This window comes from Thalassospira profundimaris WP0211 (assembly GCF_000300275.1).
Classification (GTDB): Bacteria; Pseudomonadota; Alphaproteobacteria; order Rhodospirillales; family Thalassospiraceae; genus Thalassospira; species Thalassospira profundimaris.
In genome coordinates this window covers 13,506-40,258 of sequence record NZ_AMRN01000001.1, presented here as the reverse complement: position 1 = coordinate 40,258, position 26,753 = coordinate 13,506, and the positions used below count along the sequence as shown (strand labels likewise).

Annotated in this window: 18 protein-coding genes; 10 read left to right on the top strand and 8 right to left on the bottom strand. The window is 55.3% G+C overall.

What is annotated here, in order from left to right; translation table 11 throughout:
* Nucleotides 1-18 precede the first annotated feature (18 nt).
* Nucleotides 19-4,584: a glutamate synthase large subunit gene (gltB, locus tag TH2_RS00145; RefSeq protein WP_008888354.1), complete on the top strand. Its 4,566-nt coding sequence runs from the start codon at nucleotides 19-21 to the stop codon at nucleotides 4,582-4,584.
* A gap of 181 nt (nucleotides 4,585-4,765) precedes the next feature.
* Here the strand turns inward: gltB and TH2_RS00140 are convergent, their stop codons facing one another.
* The 4 genes from TH2_RS00140 to TH2_RS00125 form a co-directional block, all read right to left on the bottom strand.
* Nucleotides 4,766-4,993 carry a hypothetical protein gene (locus tag TH2_RS00140; protein ID WP_008888353.1) on the bottom strand — a complete coding sequence of 76 codons (228 nt, stop codon included), beginning with the start codon at nucleotides 4,991-4,993 and terminating at the stop codon, nucleotides 4,766-4,768.
* A gap of 157 nt (nucleotides 4,994-5,150) precedes the next feature.
* Nucleotides 5,151-5,375, bottom strand: a complete 225-nt coding sequence (locus TH2_RS00135; protein WP_008888352.1) for a hypothetical protein — start codon at nucleotides 5,373-5,375, stop codon at nucleotides 5,151-5,153.
* 271 nt (nucleotides 5,376-5,646) lie between these two features.
* Nucleotides 5,647-8,007, bottom strand: coding sequence for an ATP-binding protein (locus TH2_RS00130; RefSeq protein ID WP_008888351.1), 2,361 nt, complete (start codon nucleotides 8,005-8,007; stop codon nucleotides 5,647-5,649).
* 45 nt (nucleotides 8,008-8,052) lie between these two features.
* The gene (locus TH2_RS00125; protein WP_008888350.1) at nucleotides 8,053-9,957 is read right to left on the bottom strand and encodes an ABC transporter substrate-binding protein; all 1,905 of its coding nucleotides are present in this window, start codon (nucleotides 9,955-9,957) and stop codon (nucleotides 8,053-8,055) included.
* Between the two features lie 565 nt (nucleotides 9,958-10,522).
* Here TH2_RS00125 and TH2_RS21630 point away from each other — a divergent pair.
* The 4 genes from TH2_RS21630 to TH2_RS00105 all read left to right on the top strand — a co-directional run bounded on the left by TH2_RS21630 (nucleotide 10,523) and on the right by TH2_RS00105 (nucleotide 13,370).
* Nucleotides 10,523-10,714 carry a hypothetical protein gene (locus TH2_RS21630; protein WP_238538628.1) on the top strand — a complete coding sequence of 64 codons (192 nt, stop codon included), beginning with the start codon at nucleotides 10,523-10,525 and terminating at the stop codon, nucleotides 10,712-10,714.
* 139 nt (nucleotides 10,715-10,853) lie between these two features.
* A complete protein-coding gene (locus TH2_RS00115; protein ID WP_008888348.1) occupies nucleotides 10,854-12,074 on the top strand; it encodes a hypothetical protein in 1,221 nt (406 codons plus the stop codon).
* A gap of 100 nt (nucleotides 12,075-12,174) precedes the next feature.
* Nucleotides 12,175-12,534, top strand: a complete 360-nt coding sequence (locus TH2_RS00110) for a TraR/DksA family transcriptional regulator (protein ID WP_008888347.1) — start codon at nucleotides 12,175-12,177, stop codon at nucleotides 12,532-12,534.
* Between the two features lie 146 nt (nucleotides 12,535-12,680).
* Nucleotides 12,681-13,370, top strand: coding sequence for a hypothetical protein (locus TH2_RS00105; RefSeq protein WP_157193734.1), 690 nt, complete (start codon nucleotides 12,681-12,683; stop codon nucleotides 13,368-13,370).
* A 13-nt stretch (nucleotides 13,371-13,383) separates the two neighbouring features.
* Here TH2_RS00105 and TH2_RS00100 read toward each other — a convergent pair whose 3' ends face one another.
* The 3 genes from TH2_RS00100 to TH2_RS00090 all read right to left on the bottom strand — a co-directional run bounded on the left by TH2_RS00100 (nucleotide 13,384) and on the right by TH2_RS00090 (nucleotide 16,417).
* Nucleotides 13,384-14,115 carry a Crp/Fnr family transcriptional regulator gene (locus TH2_RS00100; RefSeq protein WP_008888345.1) on the bottom strand — a complete coding sequence of 244 codons (732 nt, stop codon included), beginning with the start codon at nucleotides 14,113-14,115 and terminating at the stop codon, nucleotides 13,384-13,386.
* 168 nt (nucleotides 14,116-14,283) lie between these two features.
* Nucleotides 14,284-14,964: a response regulator transcription factor gene (locus TH2_RS00095; protein ID WP_008888344.1), complete on the bottom strand. Its 681-nt coding sequence runs from the start codon at nucleotides 14,962-14,964 to the stop codon at nucleotides 14,284-14,286.
* A gap of 49 nt (nucleotides 14,965-15,013) precedes the next feature.
* Nucleotides 15,014-16,417, bottom strand: coding sequence for a cache domain-containing protein (locus TH2_RS00090; RefSeq protein WP_008888343.1), 1,404 nt, complete (start codon nucleotides 16,415-16,417; stop codon nucleotides 15,014-15,016).
* A 433-nt stretch (nucleotides 16,418-16,850) separates the two neighbouring features.
* Between TH2_RS00090 and pyc the strand changes: the two genes are divergently transcribed.
* The 4 genes from pyc (at nucleotide 16,851) to glcF (ending at nucleotide 24,543) form a co-directional block, all read left to right on the top strand.
* Nucleotides 16,851-20,321 carry a pyruvate carboxylase gene (gene pyc / locus TH2_RS00085; protein ID WP_008888342.1) on the top strand — a complete coding sequence of 1,157 codons (3,471 nt, stop codon included), beginning with the start codon at nucleotides 16,851-16,853 and terminating at the stop codon, nucleotides 20,319-20,321.
* A gap of 16 nt (nucleotides 20,322-20,337) precedes the next feature.
* The gene (locus TH2_RS00080) at nucleotides 20,338-21,822 is read left to right on the top strand and encodes an FAD-linked oxidase C-terminal domain-containing protein (protein ID WP_008888341.1); all 1,485 of its coding nucleotides are present in this window, start codon (nucleotides 20,338-20,340) and stop codon (nucleotides 21,820-21,822) included.
* A gap of 118 nt (nucleotides 21,823-21,940) precedes the next feature.
* Nucleotides 21,941-23,218, top strand: coding sequence for a glycolate oxidase subunit GlcE (gene glcE / locus TH2_RS00075; protein ID WP_008888340.1), 1,278 nt, complete (start codon nucleotides 21,941-21,943; stop codon nucleotides 23,216-23,218).
* Entirely contained in the window at nucleotides 23,218-24,543 is a 1,326-nt protein-coding gene (glcF, locus tag TH2_RS00070; RefSeq protein WP_008888339.1) for a glycolate oxidase subunit GlcF, read from the top strand. The genes glcE and glcF overlap by 1 nt, the downstream gene beginning before the upstream one ends.
* Before the next feature lie 93 nt (nucleotides 24,544-24,636).
* Here the strand turns inward: glcF and TH2_RS00065 are convergent, their stop codons facing one another.
* Nucleotides 24,637-24,936, bottom strand: a complete 300-nt coding sequence (locus tag TH2_RS00065) for a hypothetical protein (protein ID WP_008888338.1) — start codon at nucleotides 24,934-24,936, stop codon at nucleotides 24,637-24,639.
* A gap of 671 nt (nucleotides 24,937-25,607) precedes the next feature.
* Here TH2_RS00065 and TH2_RS00060 point away from each other — a divergent pair.
* The gene (locus tag TH2_RS00060) at nucleotides 25,608-26,642 is read left to right on the top strand and encodes a PstS family phosphate ABC transporter substrate-binding protein (RefSeq protein ID WP_040822186.1); all 1,035 of its coding nucleotides are present in this window, start codon (nucleotides 25,608-25,610) and stop codon (nucleotides 26,640-26,642) included.
* Nucleotides 26,643-26,753: the final 111 nt, after the last annotated feature.

The following is a 26,753-nucleotide window of genomic DNA, read 5'->3' as shown; positions in this document are numbered from 1 at the left end:
CATTAGGAGAGAGACGATATGAACAAGATCGTTCAGGATAAAATGGATCAGAACCGTGGCGCTGCTGACATTGCCCGTTTTGAAAAGAACGCAGCACATCTTGAAGCCAGTGGCATGTATGACCCGGCCGAAGAACACGCCAACTGTGGTGTGGGTCTGGTCGGTGCGATTGACGGCAAACCGCGTCGCGAAGTTGTCGAAGCCGGTATCGAGGCGCTGAAAGCCATCTGGCACCGTGGTGCTGTTGATGCCGACGGCAAGACCGGCGACGGCGCAGGTATCCACCTTCAGATCCCGCAGGATTTCTTCAAGGCATATCTTAAGGTCATCAACCAGGAAGCCCCGGACAGCCTGATCGCTGTCGGTCAGGTTTTCCTGCCGCGTATCGACATGGCCGCACAGGAACGTTGCCGTGCGATTGTTGAAACCGAAATCCTCAAACAGGGTTACGGCATTCTCGGCTGGCGTCAGGTGCCGGTTGATGTATCGGTCATCGGTGAAAAAGCCAACCAGACCCGCCCGGAAATCGAACAGGTTCTGATCGGTGTCCGTGATGACGTCGACGAAGAAAAGTTCGAGATCGACCTTTATGCCATCCGTCGCCGTATCGAAAAGGCCGTGCTTTCCGAGGCGATCAAGGATTTCTACATCTGCTCGATGTCGTGCCGTTCGGTGATCTACAAGGGCATGTTCCTGGCCGAAGACGTCGATACCTTCTATCCCGATCTGCGCGATGATCGCTTCATCTCGAACTTCTGCGTCTATCATCAGCGCTACTCGACCAACACCTTCCCGAGCTGGCCGTTGGCACAGCCGTTCCGTGTTCTGGCCCATAACGGCGAAATCAACACGCTGCGCGGCAACGTCAACTGGATGAAAAGCCACGAAGCACGCATGGCACATGATGCCTATGCCGACAGCATCGATGACCTCAAACCGGTGATCCAGCCAGGCTCGTCTGACTCGGCCGCCCTTGATGCCGTGTTCGAACTGATGGTGCGTTCGGGTCGTGACCTGCCGATGGTCAAAACCATGATGGTGCCCGAAGCCTGGTCGAAAAAGGCTTCCACACCAGACAGCTATAAAAACCTCTATGCCTATTGCAACGCTGTGATGGAACCGTGGGACGGCCCGGCCGCCCTTGCGGCCTATGGCGGCAAATGGCTGATGGGGGGTACTGACCGTAACGGTCTGCGTCCGCTGCGTTATGCAGTAACGGGCAATGGTCTTCTGATCGCTGGTTCCGAGGCCGGTATGGTTCATATCGACGAGGAAGCCTGCGTTGAAAAAGGCCGCCTCGGCCCGGGCCAGATGATTGCCGTCAACCTTGCAGAAGGCAAACTGCTGCACGATGCCGAGCTGAAAGATCAGCTGGCAGCACGTCGCGACTGGTCGAAATGGGTTGGCCGCACCAAGGTGCTTGATGATCTGATTTCACCGGAACATGCCGAACCGGCACATTTCGAAAAAGAACGCCTGCTGCGTATGCAAAAGGCGATGGGCCTTTCCCACGAAGACCTTGAACTGATCCTCCACCCGATGGGTGAGGACGGCAAGGAAGCCATCGGCTCGATGGGTGATGACACCCCGCTTGCGATCCTGTCGGACCGTTATCGCGGCTTGCATCACTTCTTCCGTCAGAACTTCTCGCAGGTCACCAACCCGCCGATCGATAGTCTTCGTGAAGCGCGCGTCATGAGCCTGAAAACCCGTCTGGGCAACCTTGGCAACATCCTTGATGAGGATGAAAGCCAGTGTGACTTGCTGCAGCTCGAAAGCCCGGTTCTGACCAACGCCGAATATGACGCCATGCGCGGCTATATGGGCGACAGTGCTGTTGAAATCGACACCACCTTTGACATCAGTGGTGGGCAGACGGCCCTGCGTGATGCGATCACCCGCATTCAGCGCGAAGCCGAGGAAGCCGTGCGCGGCGGTGCCCTGCACATCATCCTGACCGACGAAGGCATTTCCGAAACCCGTGCCGCGATCCCGATGATCCTTGCGACCGGTGGCGTTCACAGCTACCTCGTCAAGACATCGCTGCGCACCTATATCTCGCTTAACGTTCGCTCGGCCGAATGCATGGATGTGCATTACTTCGCCGTTCTGATCGGTGTGGGTGCAACGACGGTCAACGCCTATCTCGCACAGGAAGGTCTGCTGGATCGTTATGCGCGTGGCCTGTTCCCGAATGTGAACAGCACCGCTGAAGTCATGCAGCGCTTCAAGGCTGCAATTGATGCCGGTTTGCTCAAGATCATGTCGAAAATGGGCATCTCGATCATCAGCTCCTATCGTGGTGGCTATAACTTCGAAAGCATCGGTCTGTCGCGGTCGCTTGTGGCTGAATTCTTCCCGGGCATGCCGTCGCGTATTTCAGGGATCGGCCTTCAGGGTATTCAGCGCCGGACCATCGCCCAGCACAAAGAAGCCTTTAACGGCAATGTTGTGACGCTTCCGGTGGGTGGTCTTTATAAATACCGTCGCAGTGGCGAACGTCACGTCTGGACCGGTCCGCTGATCCACACCTTGCAGTCCGCTGTGACGTCTGGCAGCTACAACACCTTCCGCAAGTTCTCCGAAGGTCTGCGGTCGCGTGAACCGCTTCATCTGCGCGATCTTCTTGATTTCCGCAGTGACCATAGCCCTGTTCATCAGGACAAGGTCGAAAGCATCACCGAAATCCGCAAGCGTTTCGTAACCCCGGGCATGTCCCACGGGGCGCTCTCGACCGAGGCGCACGAAGCCTTGGCGATTGCCATGAACCGCATCGGTGCGAAATCGAACTCCGGTGAAGGTGGTGAATCGCGTGAACGTTTCCGTCCGCGTGCGAACGGTGACAATGCGCGTTCCTCGATCAAGCAGGTCGCATCGGGTCGTTTCGGTGTCACTGCCGAATACCTCAACAACTGCGAAGAAATCCAGATCAAGGTCGCCCAGGGTGCTAAACCGGGTGAAGGTGGCCAGCTGCCGGGCTTCAAGGTCACGGTGGAAATCGCCCAGCTGCGTCATGCAACGCCGGGTGTGACCCTGATTTCACCGCCGCCGCACCATGACATCTACTCGATCGAAGATCTGGCACAGCTGATCTATGACCTCAAACAGATCAACCCGCGCTGCCGCGTCTGCGTCAAGCTGGTGTCGCGTTCGGGTGTCGGTACGATTGCCGCCGGTGTTGCCAAGGCAAAAGCCGACGTGATCCTGATTTCCGGTTATGACGGCGGTACGGGTGCAAGCCCGCAGACCTCGATCAAATATGCCGGCGTTCCATGGGAAATGGGCCTGTCGGAAGTCAACCAGGTGCTCACGCTTAACAACCTGCGTGACAAGGTCAAGCTGCGTGTTGACGGTGGTTTCAAAACCGGCCGCGACGTGGTGATCGGTGCCATGCTCGGTGCCGAGGAATTCGGTATCGGGACTGCTTCGCTGATCGCACTTGGTTGCATCATGGTGCGTCAGTGCCATTCGAACACCTGCCCGGTGGGTGTCTGTACCCAGGATCCGGCGCTGCGTGCCAAGTTCGTCGGTACAGCAGACAAGCTGGTCAACCTGTTCACCTTCATGGCCGAGGAAGTCAAAGACGTTCTGGCCGAGCTTGGCTATACCCGTCTTGAAGAGGTTATTGGCCGATCAGACCTGCTTCAGCAGGTTCACCGTGGCGCCAAGGACCTTGTTGACCTTGACCTTAACCCGCTTCTGGCACAGGCAGATGCTGGCGATCATGCTCGCTTCTGCACCATCGAAGGCCGTAACGAAGTACCGGATACCCTTGATGCCCAGATGATCAAGGATGCCCGTCCGCTTCTGGAAGACGGCGAAAAGATGCAGCTGCAGTACAACATCCAGAACACCCAGCGTGCGATTGGGACCCGGATGTCGTCACTGATCACGCAGAAATATGGCATGACCGGCCTGAAACCGGGCCATCTCCATGTCCGTCTGCGGGGCTCGGCTGGTCAGTCGCTTGGTGCCTTTGCCGTGCAGGGGCTCAAGATCGAAGTTCAGGGCGATGCCAACGACTATGTCGGCAAGGGCCTTTCGGGCGGAACGATTGTTCTGCGTCCGCGCCCAAGCAGCTCGCTTAAGACCAACGAAAACACCATCATCGGCAACACCATTTTGTATGGTGCGACCGCAGGCAAGCTGTTTGCCGCGGGTCAGGCCGGTGAACGTTTCTGTGTGCGCAACTCCGGCGCGACCGTCGTGGTCGAAGGTTGTGGCTCGAACGGTTGTGAATATATGACCGGTGGCACGGCTGTCATTCTTGGCTCCGTTGGTGAAAACTTCGGTGCCGGCATGACCGGTGGCATGGCGTTCATCTATGACCGCGACAACACCTTTGCCGATGTCGTCAATGATGGCTCCATCCTTTATCAGCGCATTGAAACCCAGCATTGGGACGAACATTGCCGTTCTCTGATCGAAGAGCATGTGGCCGAAACCGAAAGTGGTTTCGCGCGCACCATCCTCGATAACTGGGACCGTGAACGCGGCAACTTCTGGCAGATCGTGCCAAAGGAAATCGTCGACAAGCTGGAACACCCCATTCGCTCCGAGAGCGAAAACCAGGCAACTGCGTGATCCCTCACGCTTTTGCGCAAGCTCCCTTGTCCAACACACCTGGACAAACGAACTCGCCCCGTACTTCGGTACGGGGCTTTTTTCTTTTGGGGGAGTTGCCTTGGTTGAACCGGCAAAGGCACGTCAAATGCGTGCGTTCCTTAAGGGAACGTCACGACGCAATGATGTGCGGTATTGCTGGTTAAAGCACGATGTTCAGGTAGGTCCCGCGCCGCGCATTATGGTCAATCTGATCGGTGGCGATCAGGTTGCGCAGGCGGGCAAGCTGGGATGCGATGAAACTGTCCGATGACGGCTGATCGGAATTGGCACCAACGCGACCCCGCGAAACCATACCGCCCTGCGGACGCGCGCGCGCATCCTGAAGGCCTGTCTGGGAGGAGCCTGTGCCAATTCTGTTGGTGGTCATCTGATCGTCCACGATTGATGTTGGGCTTACCCTAGCACGTGGTCAGACGTTTGTCATGATCGTGTGACGCGCCGCGTCAAACAGCAATCCGTGGTCCAGACAGAAAGAAGGGTGGCCATAAAAGACCACCCCGGAGGAAGCTAACGAGAGGGAAAAATCACGTTAGGATATTAACCTTGGTGCCACGATTGCCGCTGGTTTCAAGCGGCTGGTGTTCGGTGACGATCGAGCCGATCACCTTGGCAAGACCGGTTGCCTTTTTGATCGCGCCTTCTGCGGCTGCGAAAGGCAAAGACGGGTCTGCACCACCTTTGGGCGTAATTGCATCATTCACGGCCTGTGCCGCTGAACCAAGTCCTGAACCTTGAACTGAGCCGATCATCCTGACCTCTTTATCTGTCCGGCTGGGCGATGCCCATCACTCTTTACCGGGTTCTTCAAATCTGTCTGAAGTTCACGGTATGGGCTTGTTAGGTTGATATAAGTGATGGTTGTCACACTATCCAGTGCTGTCGCAACCCAGACCCAGCCAATTGCTTGGTTTGCAAGCATTTTAACTAATATAGGCGGGTAAGATTTTTTTAACCATTCGGCGAAAATTTCGCGATTTCGCAATGGTCAGGGTTGGGGACTCGACCCGTTGAGCAGCGATGTCAGCTCGACTGCGCCCGTTCGGATGCGAGTTTGAGCGCATCATGAACCGCTTTTTGCAGCTTGCCGGGGCGGAATGGCTTTTTGACAAACACGTAATTGCCCAAAAGATTATCCAGTTCCTTGCGCGATCGCGCCGGGTAACCCGACATGAACACCACGCCATAGCGCGGGTTTTGGCGCAATGCCTCGATGATCAGTTGCGGGCCACTGCGACCGGGCAAGACGACGTCGGTCACAATCACATCAAATGCCGCATCACCCGTGCTCGTTTGCAGGATCACCAACGCTTCTTCGGTGCTTTTTGCGATCTCGGTGCGATAACCGGCATCATCCAGGATGATTTGGGCGGTGGTGCGCAGGGCCTGTTCATCATCGACAATCAGAACACGCTCGCCATTGCCGGGGAAGACGCCGATCTCGTCAACTTCGTCCTCGGGCTCTGCGCCGGGTTCCGAACGCGGCAGATAGATCGAGAACGTCGTGCCTTCGCCCTCGACACTTTCAATATTGATAAAGCCGTGGGCCTCTTCGACCCAGCTATGAACAATCGAAAGCCCAAGTCCGGTCCCCTTGCCCGGTTCCTTGGTCGAGAAGAAGGGCTCGAAAATATGGTCGATCACGTCCTCGGGAATCCCGGTGCCGGTATCCTGCACGGTGATGACAACAAACTGGCCTTCGACTTCTGGCGGATAAATATCCTCGTCTTCATCGGCGTCGCGCTGCGCCAGCGGCGGAATATCGGCACTGCTGCATGAAATCTGAAGCGTGCCGCCATCGGGCATCGCATCGCGCGCATTGATCGCAAGGTTGAGAATACAGGCCGACAATTGCGTCGGGTCAACCCTTGTATGAAGGTCGGCCTCGTCGGCCCAGATTTGCAAATCAATCCGGTGCTCAAGCAAGGTCACCAGCAGTTTTTCCATCTCCGCAAAGATGCTTTCAACCCGAACATTTTTCGGCTGATCGATCCTGCGGCGCGAAAACATCAAAAGCTGATCGGCAACACCGGTCGCCCGCTCGCCAAGCGAGATGACGTGATCGATATATTCCTTCACCCGTTCGGGGTCATCAATCTTGGCACGTGCCACTTCGGCGAAACTCAGGATGCCGGCAAGGCAATTGTTGAACTCATGGGCAACACCACCGGCCATCTGGCCAACCGCCTCAAGCTTTTGCGATGTAGCAAGCTGGCGCTGCAAGGCTTGCTGTTCCTCGGCGGCGCGATGCTGTTCGGTAATGTTGCTGCCCGTCCCGCGATAGCCGTTGAAACTGCCATCCAGCGCAAAGACCGGCACGCCATTTATCCGCCCGAACTGCTTTTCACCATCCCGCGATGTCCAGGAAAATTCGACGTTATAGAACGCGGTATGTTCATCAAGATGGCGTTGCAGATATTGCCACCCCTCTGGGTGTTCCGGGTGAAGCCCAAGTTTGTCAAACGACTGCCCCTGCGGGGAGCCATTGATTTCCTCGATCAGCTGATAAAACTTGTACGACGCAAAGGCGATTTTGAAATCGCTGCCCATCTCCCAGTACCAGTCGGCGGAAGACAGGGTAAAGTCGCGGAAACGCTCCTCGCTGTCGCGCAAGGCATTCTGGGCAGCCTGATGTTGCTGGGTGCGGCGTTCCAGACTTTCGGCCATGGCGTTCAGGCCGCGTTCTAGAATGCCGATTTCGTCACGTCCCATCGGTGTCAGCCGCGAACTCAGCTTGCCGACCTGGATCTTGTTAACAAACTGTGCCGCCGTGATCAGGCGCTTAAGCACCGTGTGCTGGGTAAACAGGAAAATCAGTGCAGAGGTCAGCAACACACAAAGGATGGAGCCGATCACAAGCACCGATTGCATCTGGCGCTGGCTTTCTTCAAGGCCCTTGGTGGATACCTTGAGATAGACATACATGAAGGGCTGATTGGCATTCAGCGCAAAGATCGGCGTGATGCTGACCATGCTGGACCCGGTATCGTCATCGACCGTGAACAGGGTCTGCTCTCTCATGTCGGCGCGAAGCTGTTCGGTCGGGAAGTCGGGTAACGAGCTGATCGATGCACCGATCATCAACGGGTCGGTTGAATGATAAATGGTGCCGTCAAAACCGACAGCGAGCGCTTGCTGCAAATGCCGTCCAAGCAGAAGTTCCATCTGCTCGGCATCGCTCAGAATAGAGACCTTGAGTTGTTCCTGCTGGATAAGCCGTCCGGGTGTGCTGATTTGTTCCGCAATCCTGCGGTCAATTTCGGCCCCGAAATAGTTCACATAATAACCGCCAAACAGACCAAAAAGGATGGTTTCCACGACAATGATCGCAAATGCGATCTTGAAAACCAGACTGCCGATCAGTCGGTCAAACAGCGTCCTCAAGTTAATTCTGCCCCCATTCAGAATGATGCGTGTTTGTCGTGGATTTTACTCGGGCTGAATAAAATACTGACTTGGATTGGTCGGCGCAGGTGTCGCATAACTCCAGGCGGCAGGCATGACCTTGGGAACGTTGTGGAAGTCCCGTGCTACCACGCCTTTTCTGTTTGGCGGTAATGCAATTCCCATAAGGTAAAACTGATTTGCACTGATGTCGAGAATATCGCGCATCAGTTGATTTTGTTTTTCCGCATTTGCTGTCGCTTTGAGCTGGTCATAAAGCGCAAGCTGATCGCGAACATCTTTGGGCGGGGTAATGGCATCGGGGCTTTCCGGGTTCAGGTACCAGTTGGCCCATCCGGTTGCAAACCAGGACGATTCAGAAGACATCGGCAGGTAATTGATCGGGATGAGCATCGCATCAAGGCCGCCATCGCCACCCCATGCACTGGCATTGTGTTCATTGCGTTCGCGCAACGCGACAAACGCGTCACGCGCAAGGTTACGGGCCCTGACATCAATGCCAAGTTCGCGCCAATACCCCATTACCGCATCGAGCATCTGAAAGCGTTCCGCACCCTCGGTATCAATCGTGAATGAAAGCGGCTTGCCATCCGGACGCAACAGGATGCCGTCATCATTGATGGTGGTCAGTCCTGCTTTGGCAATATAGCTCCGCGCCAGTTCGACATTATATGCCATGAACTGTCGAGCCAGCACCGTGTGATATTGCGGGCTTTCCGGTCTTGGTGCCGCCTGATGGGGCAAGGCACCAGGGACAAAGCGATCAATGATGGTCTCACGATCAATCGCATATGACAGCGCGACACGAAAATCCTTGTTCTGGAAGATGTCGCGCAACACCGGGTCCTTGTCATTAAGATTAAGCGACAAGGTCATGATATTCATATCGCTCTCAATCAGCGTGAAGGCCTGAAGGTCCTTGTTTTGGGCCAGAACTTCGTTGGCACGTGTGCCGATATGGCGTTCCTGCATATTGACCTTGCCGGCAATTGCCGCATCCCCGGCCGCACTTTTTGACGGCACCAGTGTCATGGAAACCGTGTCGATATAGGGAAGTTGACGGCCGGTCGGATCAATTTTCCAGTAATAGGGATTGCGCTTGGCGATCAGTGGATCGTCCTTGCCATATACCCCGGTAAGCACCCAGGCATTCAGGGTCGGCACATCGGGATTGTTCCAGCGCGTCGGGTCGTCAATCGTGCCGGGCTGCCCAAATACGTCGATAAAACGTTCTTTCCAACCCGAATAACCCATCTTCTGGGCGTCCGCATCGGCATTGGCATTATATTTCGGCAAAAGCGGCTTCAGAAAATGCGCTGGATAGCTTACCGGCTCAACACCTTCGGGGCGGGCAAGGGCGGTCGGGAAAAGTCCATATGGCTTGCTGAAACGAAACGCAACGGTATAGGGATCGATCTCGTCGACTTGCACGGTATTGCCGCCTGATGTCAGCCATTCCGGCACCGCATCGGCAAAGGCCGGATTGTTCAGGATATCTTCGTACCAGAAAACGATGTCATCAGCCGTGAACGGGGTACCATCCGACCAACGCATGCCTTGTCGCAGACGGAAAAAGAACTCGGTTGCATCGCTGCTGGGCTGGAACGAGAGGGCGACATTGGGGATGGTCGATGACCATTGCGGGGTCCAGCGCAGAAGTGGCTCATATCCAATTGTCCTGATCAGCAAGGCATGGTCGCGGCTATTCCGCTGCGCCATTTTCCAGGTGCCGCCATAGGTTCCGACCCGTTCATTTGGGGTGACGATCATCGGTGCGGTCGGCAAGCGATCCTTGACCGGCGGCAGATTTCCGTCCTCAACCAGTTTGGTAAGTTCGGGTGCTTCACCAAATTCAACGGCATGCGTTTTGGCAACGCCAGTCAGCATTGTGGTCAGTGCAACAATCAGGATAAGAGTATGGTGCCTCACAAAAACCTGGCCCCCCCCCTTTTGGATTTGTGTGCTCTGGTCTAAAGTATTGCGATAACTACCCTAAAGTAGTGGTATGTTGATTCTCCCAAACTAGATAGAGTGATCGAGTTGTGGAAGTACAAAATTTGCAATCGCGCGTTTTTTTGTATCGATTCATTGCGCGGTGAAATTGCTATATGTGAAATGCGTTTCGGTTTTCAAACGCATTTTCATCGGTGATCAAATGATCAAACCGTCCGCTCGATTGGGAAAAATTCAGCGTCGCACCCATCTTTTTTCTTCTTATTTTAATTCGACCCTAGCATCCGAAACGCCCGGAAATCAAAGTTTCTTTTAAACTAATATAACGATCTGAAGCGGCTGAGAGCCCCTTGCAAGATGTGATTGGATTTGCACTCTGTCGGGACAGCCCAATATGATGACTGTGTCACAATGCGAACCGAAAGTTGTGCCAATGACGCAATCAGATAACAGCGATAAAACAGGGGATGGACCGTCATTTTTGCCCGGTCCAAAGCCCGCTGCACCGATCCCCCGCTACGAATCGGGTGCGGATTCGCGTTTGCGTGAAAGATTGCGCGCAACAACGGCGGGCGTATCGCCTGTTTCCGGATCCGACGATCAGGACCGGTTCAATCTAGCCGGTATTGACGGCATGATTGATCGCAAAAAGGCCAATGTCGCCGCCAGGATCGTCGACACCGACCCCGAACAGGCATTGCGCGTGATCCGCAACTGGCTGTTGGGTAACTAGTCTCCAGCACACATCCACCCGGCCTACCATCCCATGCCATCCCTTCGGCTGTTTGACGCCGTTTGTCGATAATGCTTTGGATCTGCACGGGTATTTGTCATGGTTTTACATGATAAATATCTTTTGAAACATCGGGGGCATGGGTTTGACGGATTTTAGTAAACTGATCACGGCGCAGTTCTGCGTTTTTGATCCCGACTATGTCGCGCAGCAAAAAACATATGCCGCAAAGCTGGCCCCGCTTCAGGATAAACTGATCGCCGCCCAGAAAACCGGCAACAGCATGGCGGCCTCCGATCAGCAGATGATCGAATGCAAATGGCTGCTGCAATATACCGCCGACTGGAAAACGCTGGATCAAAAGCTGGGTGGCTTTGCCAGTTCGCTGAACAATCCCGATCAGGCCTGGGCGGAAAAACAGGTCGCAAGCGACGGTTCCTGGGGGCCTTGTTACGATCAATGGTTCCTCAAAGTCGATGCGATGATTGATGCGGTCAATACGCTGGCCGATGAAGGCAAGGCGCCTGAATACCCGCTCAGTTTTCTGGAACCGATCTCAACACCCGCCAAAATGACGGCCTGGCTCGATGGTCAAAAGACATCGCGGATTTTTGCCGATGGTCTGGATCGCCGTGATGCCCTTGGGGCCGTAACGGCAGCACTTTCACAGATGTGCTTTAAAAGCGAAATCCGCGATTATTTCAAAACCAACGTAAAGGGTTTTGATCTGACCGATGCGTATATCAGCGCCTATAAATCATGGCTTGATGACTGGCAGGATGGTGAAAGTGGCTATTGGGGTGGTTGGTTTGACACCAGCGATCAGGGCGTGCTCAAAAGCAGCGATCTCAGCCTGACCTTCCACAATATTTCCTATCAGCACGGCAAGGTCGATCTGTGGACGCAGATTTTCAACACCACCCTTGCGATCCGTGACGATGCATATCCGTTTGGCTGGAAGCACAATGGTGATTTCAACAACCATAACAATTACGACGTCACCAAGATTTTCGATCTTGGTTGGGGGCAGGTTGATACTGCGACCCAGTCTGCCGCGTCCAAAGACATTGCATTGGTGCTGCACTGGTGCCTGACAAAATCCATGACACCCGATGGCGGGTTCATTGATGACCCGACGTTTTATAACTCGGTCGGGGCGGCTTACTATTACGGGGTCTCGTTCCTTGATCAGGCGGGATATTTCGGCACAACCGCGCCGTTCTGGACCGACAAGCCGTTCCCGAACGGGCCAGCCCTTTGCTGCAAAATCCAGAAAAAGATCAAAGCCGAAGGCCTCGATGATGACGAAGCCAAGGCAGCCCTCGAAAAACTCGTCGATGCCTGCGGCAATTGCAGGTGATCGGCAAAATCTTTGAATAATTTGATCTATGCATTGGCGAAAGAGGGATCACTGCACCCATATTAATAGCTAAGAACAACAACGTATAATGAGGTTTCGGATGACGGATCGAACAGACATTGATCTTGCGAAATTGCGCACCCGGCTGGAGGAAAGACGCGCCGAGATTCTGGCACATTCAACCCACTCGGAAGACTACCGCAAGCCGGTCGAACTTGATCAGCAGGCGGTGGGCCGTTTGTCGCGGATGGATGCCCTGCAAAATCAGGAAATGCACCTTGAACAGGAACGTCGCCGCACGGTCGAGTTGGAGCGGATCGAAAAAACTCTCAAGCGCATGGATGATGATGAATACGGCCATTGCCACAATTGCGGTGAGCCGATCCAGAAAAAGCGTCTGGAAGCCGATCCGACCACACCGCTCTGTGTCGACTGCGCCGATCATGTGAGCCACGTCTGACATTTCATCGTAGATATAAATCAATTGAATGCTGCGTGCGGACTGATCTGTGCGCGGCGTTTTGAATGAGTCTGGACCCTAAGAATCGGGAGAAGCGTTTGCCAGCGTTGGGGCGACAGAAAAATCAGATCGGAAAGGGCAGCATCGTGTTTGCGCTTTTAACCGTTCTGGCTGTTCTGGTTATGTTACCCGGATCCGCCCGTGCACAAGGAAGCTGTGCCCCGATCAGCGCGCCAAAGGCCTTCCTCGAATTTAATCGCATGGACCCGATGCTTGATCGCTATCGCTCCATTCGCTGGTTAAACAGCCGTGCCGGTGGGGATTCGCGGTATCTCGTCACGGGGCTGACCGAATACGAGGTGAATGCATCCTTTGATATGCGCATTGAACCACGCCAAGTCGGTCCCGGGCGATATTGTCTGGATCCCGTTCTGGTCAACCCGAAGGTCGATGTGGTCAAGCATCTGGTCTACATCCCGGCCGAACTGGAACGTGGTACCTGTGAATATGACGTCGTCTATGCCCACGAAGGCGAACACGTCAAAATCAATCAGGGTATGGAAGATGATATTCGTGTGGCCCTCGATGATCTGGTCAAAGATATCGTTGGCAAGGTCGGGGCGATGTTTCCGATGCCCGCTGACAACGTGCCGGGTGCCATGCGTCGGCTTCATTCGGAATATGGCCGCGATTTCAAAAGACGGCTGAACGATATTCGCAGGCGGAGTGCGGAAAAACACAAACGGATCGATACGCCGCAGGAATATGAAAAGCTGTCACTGGCCTGTGGCCCAAACTCGGCCTTTCAGACCGTCTTGCAGGATGCCGCAAGATAGGATTTGTAGGGGATCAGTCGGCGTAATTGCCCTCATCCGCGGCGTCCATTCCCGCAACTTCGCGTAAGCCCACAAGATCAAGCTTGAAGACGTTGCGTGACTTGAATTCCAGCAGGTCATGACGTCTGAAATCGGCGATGATCCGACTGGCTGTTTCGGTGGTAATGCCAAGCATCGCACCAATATCCTCGCGCCCCGGAACGGTGCAGCTCTCGGTCACGTCATCATGTAAAAACAGGCAAAGCCGGGCGACCCGTTCGCGCGCTGTGCCGGTCGACATCTGGGTCAGCCAGTTATCGGATTCCATCACCGCCTGATGCCAGCGATTAAGCACCTGCTTGTGCAAACGCGGGCTTTCGTTATCAAGCTTCTCGATCACCGCAATCGGAATGCGGCACAGTCTGCTGTCCTGAAGCGCTTCGGCATGGTGGGTAAAGCAATCACTGACCAATGCTTCAAGACCAATGGTCCCGCCCGGTTTGACAAGGCGCACTACCCGCTGATTGCCATCGGGCAGGTAATGGACAAGTTTCACCAGTCCACTGCGCAGGGTAAAGATCGATTGCGCCTGATCACCGGCATTATAAAGCGTGTTGCGTTTGGGCAGCGTGATGTCTTCAACCGGCATATGGACAAGTTTCAAATCCTCGTCCGTCAGGTTGTTGAACAGGGCAAATTTCCGCACACCGCATTCGCGGCACCGCGCAAGTTCGGGTCGGAATGTGTAGCTTGCTGTATGGTTCACGCTCTCTACCCATGACGTCGGGCTGATCTGGGTGGTCGATCAAACCCGGATACGGCCGGAATTGAAAAGTTTAATCAATCCAATCCTGAACCTAATGTACCGTACCAGAATGTGAAATCAAAGCAAAGTCATGCTGGTCGGCGCACAACTGTGATCCAGATCGTGATTTCAGCTATTGGAATCAAGGGTGACCAGACCCTTTTCAATGGCATAGCGCACCAGACCGGCCGAACTGTCGATACCAAGTTTGCGCTTGATGTTGCGGCGGTGGGTTTCAACGGTGCGGACACTGATATCCAGTTCACGGGCAACATGCTTGTTGCTCGCCCCCTTGGCCAACAGGCGCAAGACCGTGCGTTCACGCGATGTCAGCGGCACGCCATCGCTGTTGTTATCTTCGCCATCACTGATGCGATCGAATGTGGAACTATACGCCTCACCGCCATTGGCAATGGTTTCAATCGCACGCACCATGTCATTGGATGACACATCTTTCAGGATAAAGCCCTTTGCACCCGCCTGCTGGGCGGTGCGCAGATATTCCGGGTTTTCATGCATCGACAGGATGACAACCTTGGTATCGGGCAGGGTTTCACGGAATTTCTCGGCTGCTTCCAACCCGTTCATCACCGGCATCGAAATGTCCATCAGGACGATATCAGGATGCAGGTCACCGGCCATGGTCAATGCCTCGGCCCCGTTGCCGGCCTCGCCAACGATATTGATATGTTCAAAGCATTCCAGTCGCGATCGGATGCCATCCATGACAAGTGCGTGATCGTCGCAAAGCAAAATCCGCAATGGCCGATGGGTGGAATAAACTTCGTTGGCAATGGTGGCATTGGTCATGGATCAAACGAGTTCCTGTCGCGTGACTGTCGGGTTGTGCGTCATCAGATTAACCGCTGATAGCGTCATGGGGTAGGGCATTCTGGCTGTTGGCGGGAATAAATGCAGTGATTTTTGTCCCGTCGTCCGGTTCGGAGCGTACCGAAAGCCCGCCGCCATGGAATTCCATGCGTTCGCGCATGTTGCGCAAACCAATGCCCGCCCGCGGATCGCGGTTGCGGATATATCGGTTGGTTTCAAACCCGACCCCGTTATCGGCAATGCGCATGATAATGCTGCTGCCTTCGCGTTTGATCGAAATTTTCACCACCGTCGCATCGGCATGGCGTTCGATATTGGTCAGGGTCTCCTGCAACACGCGATACAGCGTTGTCTTCTTGTCGATATCAAGCTGCCCGTCGACATTGTCGCATTTCACCTCAATCAGGATACCGGACCGGTCCTGAAGTTCTGCACACATGCTCTCAATCGCGGGTTTCAGGCCAAGGTCATCGAGCACGGCTGGGCGCAAATCGCGCGAAATCCGCCGCACTTCATGGATGGCGTCCTGCAATCGGTTGGCGGCCTTTTCCATGGGTTCAATCGCGTTGTCGCGTTTCTGGGTGATGCGCGCAATTGCGGTTTCAACCGCATATTTGACCGAAACCAATATCTGACTGATGCCGTCATGCAGCTCGCGCGACACGCGCAGGCGTTCCTGTTCCTGCACATCAACCACCCTATGTGTCAGTTCCTTAAGCTTTGAGTCGGCAAGTTTGCGTTCGGACAATGTGACCACCGTGCCCGATATCCCCACCAGCAACACTGCAAGGATCGTCACCCCGATGATCGACATGGTGGTTTCGCGGATATGGGTGGAAACCTCGGCCTCGATCTCGGTCACCTGTTCGGCGATATCGTCGATATAAATGCCCGTGCCGATCATCCAGTCCCATTTATCCAGCATCAGGGAATAGGTGATTTTTTCGGTCGGCTCCCCGGTCGATGGTTTTTCCCAGACGTGGCGCATGAAATCGCCACCCTTTTCGGCATTGAAAATCAGGCCCTGAATGACTGTGTTGCCATTGATATCGCGCAGGTTCCAATAGGTCCGGCCAAGGCGCCAGGGTTGCGGCGGATCGACAAGGGCGGTGCCATCGCGGTCATAGATAAAGAAGTATCCATCCTCGCCATAAGACAGATCTTCGATGATCGCTTTCACACGTTCTTTTGAAACCGCATCCAGCGGGCTTGCCACCGAATAGATGTGGTCGATCGATTTCATCGCCAGCTCAAGATAGCTTTTCAGCTCGTCCTTTCTGGCCTGAAGGATGTTGCGTTCAAAGGTCCTGATCTCGGCCTCGGCCAGGCGTTCGGCCTGGGCAAACACCAGCCACGAGATTGCAGACGCCGCCAGAACCAGCGGCAGGATCGAGAGCAGCAAAAACTTTAGTCGAAGATTGAGCTTCGGCATGGGCGTAACCGTTTCGGGAATTTCCGTTTTTCTGATCGCGGACAATAGCATATCCGCGCCAAAAGTCGCTGAAAGATCGCGGTTTTCCCATCGCCCTGATTGAGAAAGCGGGGCTGAGCTGTTCCGCATGGTGAAAAGAAACTGGTCGGGATCTCCAATAATTGGTAATACCAATTTACGAGATCATGCTTTGACAGGGAGAGGGCAATGCGCATATACCAGAACCGTCGCCTGCCCACCGGGCGCCAAAAGCTCTGGATGCATTGCACAAGATCTCAGCGTGCTGGCATCCCGTATCGCCACAATGGATATGGCGTTGCAGGCATCCCGCACCGCAACGCATTCCGGGACCATATCGTGGCGTTTCACTTGGTTTTGGCAGGCGCGCACAGGCACGTTCCTGCCAGGAAATTGTGGTAGGAGCCCGGTGTCCATGACGCGTTCAGCACCAAAGCGTATCCGTAAACTTCTGGTCGCCAACCGTGGCGAGATTGCGATTCGTGTTCTGCGAGCCGCCAACGAACTTGGCATTCGCACAGTTGCGATCTTCTCTGACGAGGACCGCTTCGCCCTTCACCGTTTCAAGGCGGACGAAAGCTACACGGTGGGGAAGGGCAACAAGCCCATTCGCGCCTATCTTGATATCGAAGACATCCTGCGTGTCGCACGTGATGCCGATGTCGATGCGATCCATCCGGGTTACGGCTTCCTGTCGGAAAATCCCGAATTCGCCGATGCCTGTGCCGAGGCCGGCATTCAGTTCATCGGCCCAGACTCAGAAGTCATGCGCACCCTTGGCAACAAGGTATCTGCGCGTAATCTGGCCGAAAGTGCCGGTGTGCCGGTCATGCCCGCCTCAAGCGCGCTTCCCGAAGACATGGCAGAAGTCACCCGCATCGCCGAGAAAATCGGCTATCCGCTTATGCTCAAAGCCAGCTGGGGCGGCGGTGGCCGTGGCATGCGCGTCATCGAAAATGGCAAGGACCTGTCGGGTCAGGTGCTGGCAGCACGGCGCGAGGCCGAGGCCGCCTTTGGCAATGGCGAGGTTTATTTTGAAAAACTGATCCGCCGTGCGCGCCATGTCGAGGTGCAGCTGCTTGGCGATAATCACGGCACCCTTGTGCATCTTTATGAACGTGACTGTTCGGTTCAGCGCCGCAACCAAAAGGTGGTCGAGCGCGCACCCGCACCCTATCTCGATGATGATCAGCGCGCCGAGATTTGTGACGCCGCGATCCGCCTTGGCAAGGCGGCTAATTACGTCAATGCCGGCACGGTCGAGTTCCTGATGGATGTTGATACATCCAAGTTCTACTTCATCGAGGTCAACCCGCGCATTCAGGTCGAACACACCGTTACCGAATGCGTGACCGGCTTTGATCTGGTCAAGGCACAGATCCTGATCGCCCAGGGTGGCCGCATCGGTTTCCCGTCCGAAACCGGTATCCCCTGGCAGGATAAAATCAAGTTGCGCGACCACGCGCTTCAGTGCCGTATCACCACCGAAAACCCGGAAAACAACTTTGTCCCCGATTACGGGATCATCAAGGTGTATCGTGGGGCCAACGGCTTTGGCATTCGTCTGGATGGCGGCACGGCCTATTCCGGCGCAGTAATCACGCCGTTCTATGACAGCATGCTTGAAAAGGTCACCGCATGGGGCAGCACCCCGCGTGAGGCAGTGGATCGCATGGACCGCGCCTTGCGCGAATTCCGTATTCGCGGTGTTGCCACCAACCTGGCCTTCCTTGAAAACCTGATCAATCACCCGAAATTCCGCGCTGGCGAATATACGACCCGTTTCATTGACGAAACGCCCGATCTGTTCAAGTTCGTGCGCCGGCGCGACCGTGCCACCCGCCTGCTGCGCTTCATCGGCGAGGTTGCGGTCAATGGCAACCCCGAAGTCGAAGGCCGCGTGGTGCCGACCAATCTGCATGATCCGGTGATGCCAAAATCAATCGATCTTGGTGAAATACGCCCGGGCACCAAGCAAAAGCTTGATCAATTGGGGCCCGAAGGTTTCTCGCGCTGGATGAAGGATCAGGAACGCGTCCTGATGACTGACACCACCATGCGTGATGCCCACCAATCCCTTCTGGCGACCCGCATGCGCACCTATGACATGCTCGAAATCGCGCCTTATTACGCGCATGGTCTGCCGGAACTGTTTTCAATCGAATGCTGGGGCGGGGCGACGTTTGATGTTGCCATGCGCTTCCTGAAAGAAGACCCGTGGGATCGTCTGGTCAAGCTGCGCGAACGCGTACCCAATATCCTGACCCAGATGCTGCTGCGGGCCTCGAACGCGGTTGGCTATACCAACTATCCCGATAATGCGGTCGACTACTTCGTCAAGCAGGCGGCCGAACACGGCATGGATGTCTTCCGCGTGTTTGATAGCCTCAACTGGGTTGAAAACATGAAGGTCGCGATGGAATCGGTGCTTAAAACCGACAAACTCTGCGAAGCGACCATCTGTTACACCGGCGACATCTATGACAAGGACCGCCCGAAATATAACCTTGATTACTATGTGAATATGGCCCGCGAACTTGAATCTGCCGGGGCCCATATTCTCGGTCTCAAGGATATGGCAGGTGTGCTGCGTCCGGCCGCTGCGACCGAGCTGATCACAGCACTCAAGGACACGGTCAATATCCCGATCCACTTCCATACCCACGACACCAGCGGCATCTCGGCCGCCACCGTGATTGCCGCGATTGATGCCGGGGTTGATGCCGTCGATGCGGCAATGGATTCGATGTCGGGCCTGACGTCCCAGCCGAACCTGGGCTCGATTGCCAATAACTATATCGGCCAGCCGCGTGATCCGGGGCTTAAGACCGAGGCGCTCAAGGAAATCTCGACCTATTGGGAACAGATCCGCCGCTATTACGCAGGCTTTGAAAGCGATATCCGCAGTGGCACCTCTGACGTCTATGTCCACGAAATGCCGGGCGGCCAGTACACCAACCTGCGCCAGCAGGCCCGCGCACTCGGGATCGAGGATCGCTGGCCCGAGGTTTCCAAGGCCTATGCCGCGGTCAACAAGATGTTTGGCGATGTCGTCAAGGTGACGCCAAGCTCCAAGGTTGTCGGCGATATGGCGCTCATGATGGTGACCTCCGGTTTGTCTGAGGAAGACGTTCTTGACCCTAAAAAGGACATTACCTTCCCCGACAGCGTCATTTCCTTCTTCCGTGGTGAGATCGGTCAGCCGGTCGGTGGCTTCCCGCCCGCCTTGCAGCGCAAGGTGCTTAAGGGGGCCGAGGCACTAACGGATCGTCCGGGCAAATCATTGCCGCCGATTGATTTCGAAGCGACCCGCAAGGAGATCGAAAAGAAAACCCATCGCAGCAATATCTCTGACGCCGAGGTTGCATCTTATGTGATGTATCCCAAGGTGTTCCTTGATTACGCCGAACACCGCAGCCACAACGCCGATGTTTCGGTTCTGCCAACCCCGGTCTTCTTCTACGGGATGAACCAGAACGATGAAATCTCGGTTGATCTTGAAAAGGGCAAAACCCTTGTCATCCGCTATCTGACCACGTCCGAGGCCGGTGACGAGGAGGGCAACCGTACCGTGTTCTTTGAACTCAACGGTCAGCCCCGCACCGTCAAGGTCGCCGACAAGACACTGGCCGGCACGGGCAAGACAAAACCAAAGGCCGAAGATGGCAACAAGCTGCATGTCGCAGCCCCGATGCCGGGTCTGGTGGTCGAAGTCCACGTGTCCGAGGGCCAGAAGATCAAGTCGGGTGATGTGATGTGCTCGCTCGAAGCCATGAAAATGGAAACCGCGGTTCACGCCGAAAAGGATGGAACCGTGGCCAAAATCCACGCCCCGGCCGGGACACAGGTCGAAGCCAAGGACCTGCTGGTCGAATTAACGGAGTAACCCACCGATGCTTAGGATGCCTGAGCCTGATCAACACACACTTGCACGTCGCAAGGACATTATCGCCGCCATGCGCGATATCATCCCGTCACCGGGCGGGGTTATTGTCGATGATGATCAGCTCAGGCCCTATGAATGCGATGGGTTGATGGCCTATCGGCAATTGCCGATGATTGTCGTCCTGCCGGAAAATACCGCCCAGGTCGCAGCCATCCTGAAATATTGTCATACCAATAAAATCCGTGTCGTTCCGCGCGGTGCCGGTACCGGTTTGTCCGGTGGCGCACTTCCGATGGCCGATGCGATTACCATTAGTATGATGAAATTCAATCGCGTGCTCGACATCGATTGGGACAACCGGGCCGCCGTCGTGCAGCCCGGTGTCACCAACCTTGGCATCACGCGCGCGGTCGAACACAAGGGGTTCTATTACGCCCCCGATCCGTCCAGCCAGATTGCCTGTTCGATTGGCGGCAACATCGCCGAAAATTCCGGCGGTGTGCATTGCCTGAAATACGGGCTTACCACCAACAATGTGTTGGGTGTTGAAATGGTCACCATCGAAGGTGACATCCTGCGCATCGGTGGCAAGGGCCTTGATCAGGCGGGCTATGATTTGCTTGGCATCATCACCGGGTCCGAAGGCCTTCTTGGCATCGTGACCGAGGTGACGGTGCGGATCCTGCGCAAACCCGAAACCGCCCGTGCGCTGTTGCTGGGCTTTAATTCATCCGAAGAAGGTGGCAATTGCGTTGCCGCCATCATTGCCGCCGGCATCATTCCGGGCGGTCTTGAAATGATGGATGCCCCGGCAATCAAGGCGACCGAGGAATTTGTTCAGGCCGGCTATCCGCTCGATGTCGAGGCCCTTCTTCTGGTCGAACTTGATGGCCCGCAGGTCGAAGTCGATTACCTGATCGACCGTGTTGGCAAAATCGCCAAGGATTGCGGGGCGGTCTATTCCCGCATTTCCGAGAACGAGGAAGAACGCCTGCTGTTTTGGTCGGGCCGCAAAAACGCCTTCCCGGCGATCGGTCGTATTTCACCCGATTATATGTGCATGGATGGCACCATCCCGCGCGGTCGCCTGTCCGAGGTGCTGACCGGTATGCAGGACCTGTCGAAAAAGCACGGGCTGGGCGTTGCCAACGTCTTCCATGCCGGTGATGGCAACTTGCATCCACTGATCATGTTTGATGCCAACAAGGCCGGTGACCTTGAAAAGGCCGAGGCCTTCGGGGCCGACATCCTTAGACTTTGTGTCGCGGTTGGCGGGGTGCTGTCGGGTGAACACGGCATCGGTGTCGAAAAGCGCGACCTGATGGGCGAGATGTTCTCGATCGATGACATGAAGCATCAGGAACGCATCAAGATGGCCTTTGACGAGGACCAGTTGCTCAACCCCGGCAAGGTATTCCCGACCTTGCATGGCTGTGGGGAACTTAAAACCCTGCATGCCAAGGCGGTGGCTGACAAGTTCCCGGATATCCCGCGCTTTTAGGATCCTGCCCCTAAGGCGTGATCAAACGAAACAACAAACAAACACGATAAAACAAAGGCCGGCCAATCGGCTCCCGCAAATCCGATTGGCCCGGCTCAGGAGAGGAAAAGAGAGAGTTATGGTGGACGTACTTTCCCCCACCACGCCAGACCAGCTGCGTGATGCGGTTGGTTGGGCGCTTGGATCAGAAACCCCGCTTGAAATCATCGGATCAGGCAGCAAGCGCGCCTTTGGCCATTCTGTTCGAACCAACGCAGTGCTGGATTGCTCCAAACTTTCGGGGATCTTGTTTTATCAGCCCGAAGAACTGGTGATCTCTGCGCGTGCCGGAACGCCGCTTGCCGATATCAAGGCGGCACTGGCCGAAAAAAATCAGCAATTCCATTTTGAGCCCGGAAACTTCCCGGCCCTTCTGGATGGATCAAGCGGCCCGGATGCCGGCACCATCGGCGGGCTGGTCGCCTGTAACCTTGCCGGACCGCGCCGGATCAAGGTGGGGGCCGCACGTGATCACCTTCTGGGGTTCGAAGCCGTTTCTGGCCGGGCAGAGGATTTTAAATCCGGTGGCCGGGTGATGAAAAACGTCACCGGCTTTGATCTGTCAAAACTAATGGCGGGTTCCTTTGGCACGCTGGGTGTGATGCATACCGTAACGCTCAAGGTCATGCCAAATGACGAAACATCCGCCACCGTGATTGTCGCCTGCAGTGACCCGCGTGCGGCGGGCAAGGCGATGACCATTGCCATGGGCAGTGAAAACGAAGTCTCCGCCGCCGCCTGGATCGCCCCCGAAGACGCGCCGCACCTTGATGTGCCACTGGCCGGTGAATATGGTAGTGGCCTTGTGGCCCTGCGGATCGAAGGTCCCAAGCCGTCTGTCGCATGGCGGGCCGATGCCCTGTGCCGGGCGCTTGCCGGTTTTGGCGAATGCCACGAAGTCCCCGAAAGCCACAGCCGCAGCATCTGGAAGGTTGTCGCCAATGTCGCGCCGTTCGTGGCATCGGAAAATACCGGCAGCATTTTGTGGCGGGTATCGGTGCCCCCGGCAAGTGGTGGTGATATCTGCGCCCGACTGATCGAAAAAACCGGTGGTCGGGCGATGATGGATTGGGCCGGTGGCCTGATCTGGGTGCAGATCGCCGCATCTGACGCGGCGAATGTGCCCGATGCACCTGATGCAATGGCGGGCACGATCCGCGATATCGTCGCCAATGTCGGCGGGCAGGCCAATCTGGTGCGCGCCTCCGATGAAATCCGTCAAGCGACCCGGGTCTTCCATCCCGAAGACCCGGCGCTTGCCCGGATCAATGCCCGGATCAAGGAAAACCTCGATCCCATGGGGATTCTCAATCCGGGGCGGATTGCGCCATTGTCACTGAACGGGGAGGGCGCGTAATGCAAACCAACTTCACCGCTGCCCAACTTGAAAACCCGGCGATTGCCGAAAGCGAACAGATCCTGCGCAAATGCGTGCATTGCGGTTTCTGTACCGCGACCTGCCCGACATTCGTCACCCTTGGGGATGAACTCGACAGCCCGCGGGGCCGCATTTACCTGATCAAGGACATGCTGGAAAATGACAAACCGGCAACCGAAAAGGTGGTCAAACACCTTGATCGCTGCCTGTCATGTCTTTCCTGTACAACCACATGTCCCTCTGGTGTTGATTACATGCACCTGATCGACAATGCGCGTGCCCATATCGAACAAAACTATGAACGCCCGCTGGGCGATCGGTTGCTGCGCAAGTTGCTGTCAATTGTTGTGCCCAATCCGACCCTGTTCCGGCTGTCATTGATCGGGGCAAAATTCGCCGCCCCCTTCGCGCGTCTGATGCCCGGTCGGCTCAAGGGCATGGTCAAGATGGGGGCACGCCCCATGCATCCGCCAAGCTGGGTCGACAAACCCCAGGTGATCCCCGCAGTTGGCCAACGCAAAGGCCGGGTTGCCATCCTGATCGGTTGTGCCCAGCAGGTGCTTGAAACCGAAATCAACGAATCGACAGTTCGTCTACTCACCCGTCTTGGGATCGAGGTGGTTGTTGCCAAGGGCGCTGGATGTTGCGGATCGCTTGTCCATCACATGGGCAAGGAAGAACAATCCCACGCGCAGGCCAAGGCCAATATTGATGCCTGGACGACCGAGGCCGCGGGCGAAGGCCTTGATGCCATCGTAATCACCGCATCGGGCTGTGGCACCACGATCAAGGATTACGGCCATATGCTGCGCCATGATCCGGCCTATGCCGAAAGGGCCGCGACGGTGTCCGGTCTTGCCAAGGACATCACAGAATATCTGGCAAACCTTGATATCGATGATGCGGTGTTTGCCGGGGCCAATCACGGGAATCCCCGTGTTGCCTATCATTCGGCCTGCTCGATGCAGCACGGCCAAAAGATCACCCGACCACCACGCGATCTTCTTAAACAGGCTGGATATGAAGTCGCTGAAATCGCCGAAGGCCATCTGTGCTGTGGTTCTGCCGGGGTCTATAACCTGTTGCAGCCCGAAATCGCCGGTCAGCTTCAGGAACGCAAACGCGGCAGTATCCGCGCGACCCAGCCTGATCTGGTGGCAACGGGGAATATCGGCTGCATGGTCCAGATCGAAACCGACGATCTTAAAGTTCTGCACACGGTGCAGCTCCTTGATTGGGCCGCCGGTGGACCGGTGCCGGAAAAACTGCGCCACTGGGTAAAGCCGACCGAACTTGCAGGCTAGGCAACGATTGCTTCAAAACCGAGAAACAAAAAGGACGGCAGAGAATAACCTCTGCCGTCCTTTTGATTTCGTAGGTCCGTGCGACTGGGCGCCTTACTCTTCCTTGCCAAGCAGGCTTTTTGTAATGCCTTCTGCGGCAGAGCTTTCGCTGCTGTCCTCGGCATAGGCCGCTGTCTTGTCACGAATCCACTTGATTGCTTCGGCTTCGTCAACCTCGACCTTCTGGGCCACCAGTGACAGAACTGCCTCGATCGCCAGAACGTGCGATGCGACGTTATTGACCGCAACATGCAGATCATCAATATGGCGCGACGCAGCCTCTGACATATCTCCAAGTTCGCCAGACAGCTTCTGAATCAGTTCCTGAATTTCGTCGAGTGCAGCGTTGCTCATCAAGTGCTCCTGTTATGGCCGCGTACTTACGCGCAGCATTTTTTGTCCCTTGGGGTCCAAACTCATTCACATAATCGTCCCGGTCCCCCGGATTTGTGCGGATATGCGGAGCAAAACCACAGGAAGATCTATATCTTTCAAGGTTTTGCGACAAAATAGCCCGTGCAAATCCGGGTGATCCAAAGGACAATTGATATGAGAGAAAGCCTCTGCGTCAAACCCCTTGACCGGAGAATACTCCGCTCTGCGGGCTTTTCCTTGCTTTTTCTCTCATATCAATTGCCGGGGCGGTCATGTGAATGAGTTTGGACCCCATGCACAACAGTTGCGTGTAAATGGGGTCATGTAAAGGGTTTGGTGGCAATTATCGTCAATTCACACCATTCCCCAGCGCCCAAGGCCACCTTTGGACGAAATGTGACAGTTTTTGTTACAGCCTTTCGTAAACAATCGCGATTTTGCCATGTTGAAGTGAAAAACCGCCGTTTTCGGATGGTTGTCGAAAAATGCTAACTTATTGATTTTATTAGTAATAATGGGCTGTTTTTACTGCTCGGATACGTTGTCACATAACGTTAACAAAAGCGACACAATACCGTAAGCACCCAGCGGTAGAGTCCGCCTCGCAGATCGTTGCACCGTTCCGAAGTGGAACTACCATTGGGGAATTTATGATGAAGAAGACTCTTGCTGTTGCGGCGCTTATGAGCGTTGCCTTTGCTGGCGCTGCCGAAGCACGCGACCAGATTCGTATCGTTGGTTCGTCCACCGTCTTCCCGTTCGCAACCGCAGTTGCAGAAGAATTCGGTAAAACCACCTCCTTCAAAACACCGGTTATCGAATCTACCGGTTCTGGCGGTGGTCTGAAGCTGTTCTGCGCCGGTGTTGGCGAACAGCATCCGGACATCACCAACGCCTCGCGTCGCATCAAGAAGTCCGAAGTTGAAACTTGCGCGAAGAACGGCATTTCGGAAGTTACCGAAGTTAAAGTTGGTTACGACGGTATCGTTCTGTCGAACTCGAACGAAGCGCCGCAGCTTGACCTGACCAAAGAGCAGATCTTCCTTGCTCTGGCAAAAACCGTTCCGTCCAAAGACGGCCAGTCGCTCGTAGATAACTTCTACACCACCTGGTCGGAAATCGATCCGAGCCTTCCGGACGTTAAAATCGAAGTTCTCGGCCCGCCGCCGACCTCCGGTACCCGTGATGCCTTCACCGAGCTGGTACTCGAAGAAGCTTGCGATGAGTTCCCGGCAATCGCCGCTCTTAAAGACACCAACAAAGACCAGCACAAAGCTGTCTGCGCTGGCGTTCGTGAAGACGGTGCCTATGTCGAAGCTGGCGAGAACGACAACCTGATCGTTCAGAAACTCGAAGCCAACCATGATGCACTTGGCATCTTCGGCTTCTCCTTCCTTGACCAGAACGGCGATAAGCTCCAGGGCTCGCTGATCGGTGGCGTTGCTCCGACCTTCGAAGCAATCTCTGCTGGTGACTATCCGGTTTCCCGTTCGCTCTTCTTCTACGTGAAGAACGCGCACGTTGGCACCATTCCGGGCATCAAGGAATATCTTGCTGAATTCACCGCTGACAAAGCTTGGGGTGATGAAGGTTACCTTGCTGACCGTGGCCTGATCCCAATGGATGCTGCTGAGCGTGAAGCTGTTCGTAACGCTGCGATGAACCTTTCGCCGCTGAGCATGTAACGCGATCTTTCAACCGGTGGCAGCAAATGCTGCCACCGGTTTCTTTGTTTCTTGTATTGATTTCTATATTGTTTCTGTCCTATTGGCCTCACGAACTGATCTTTGCAGGCT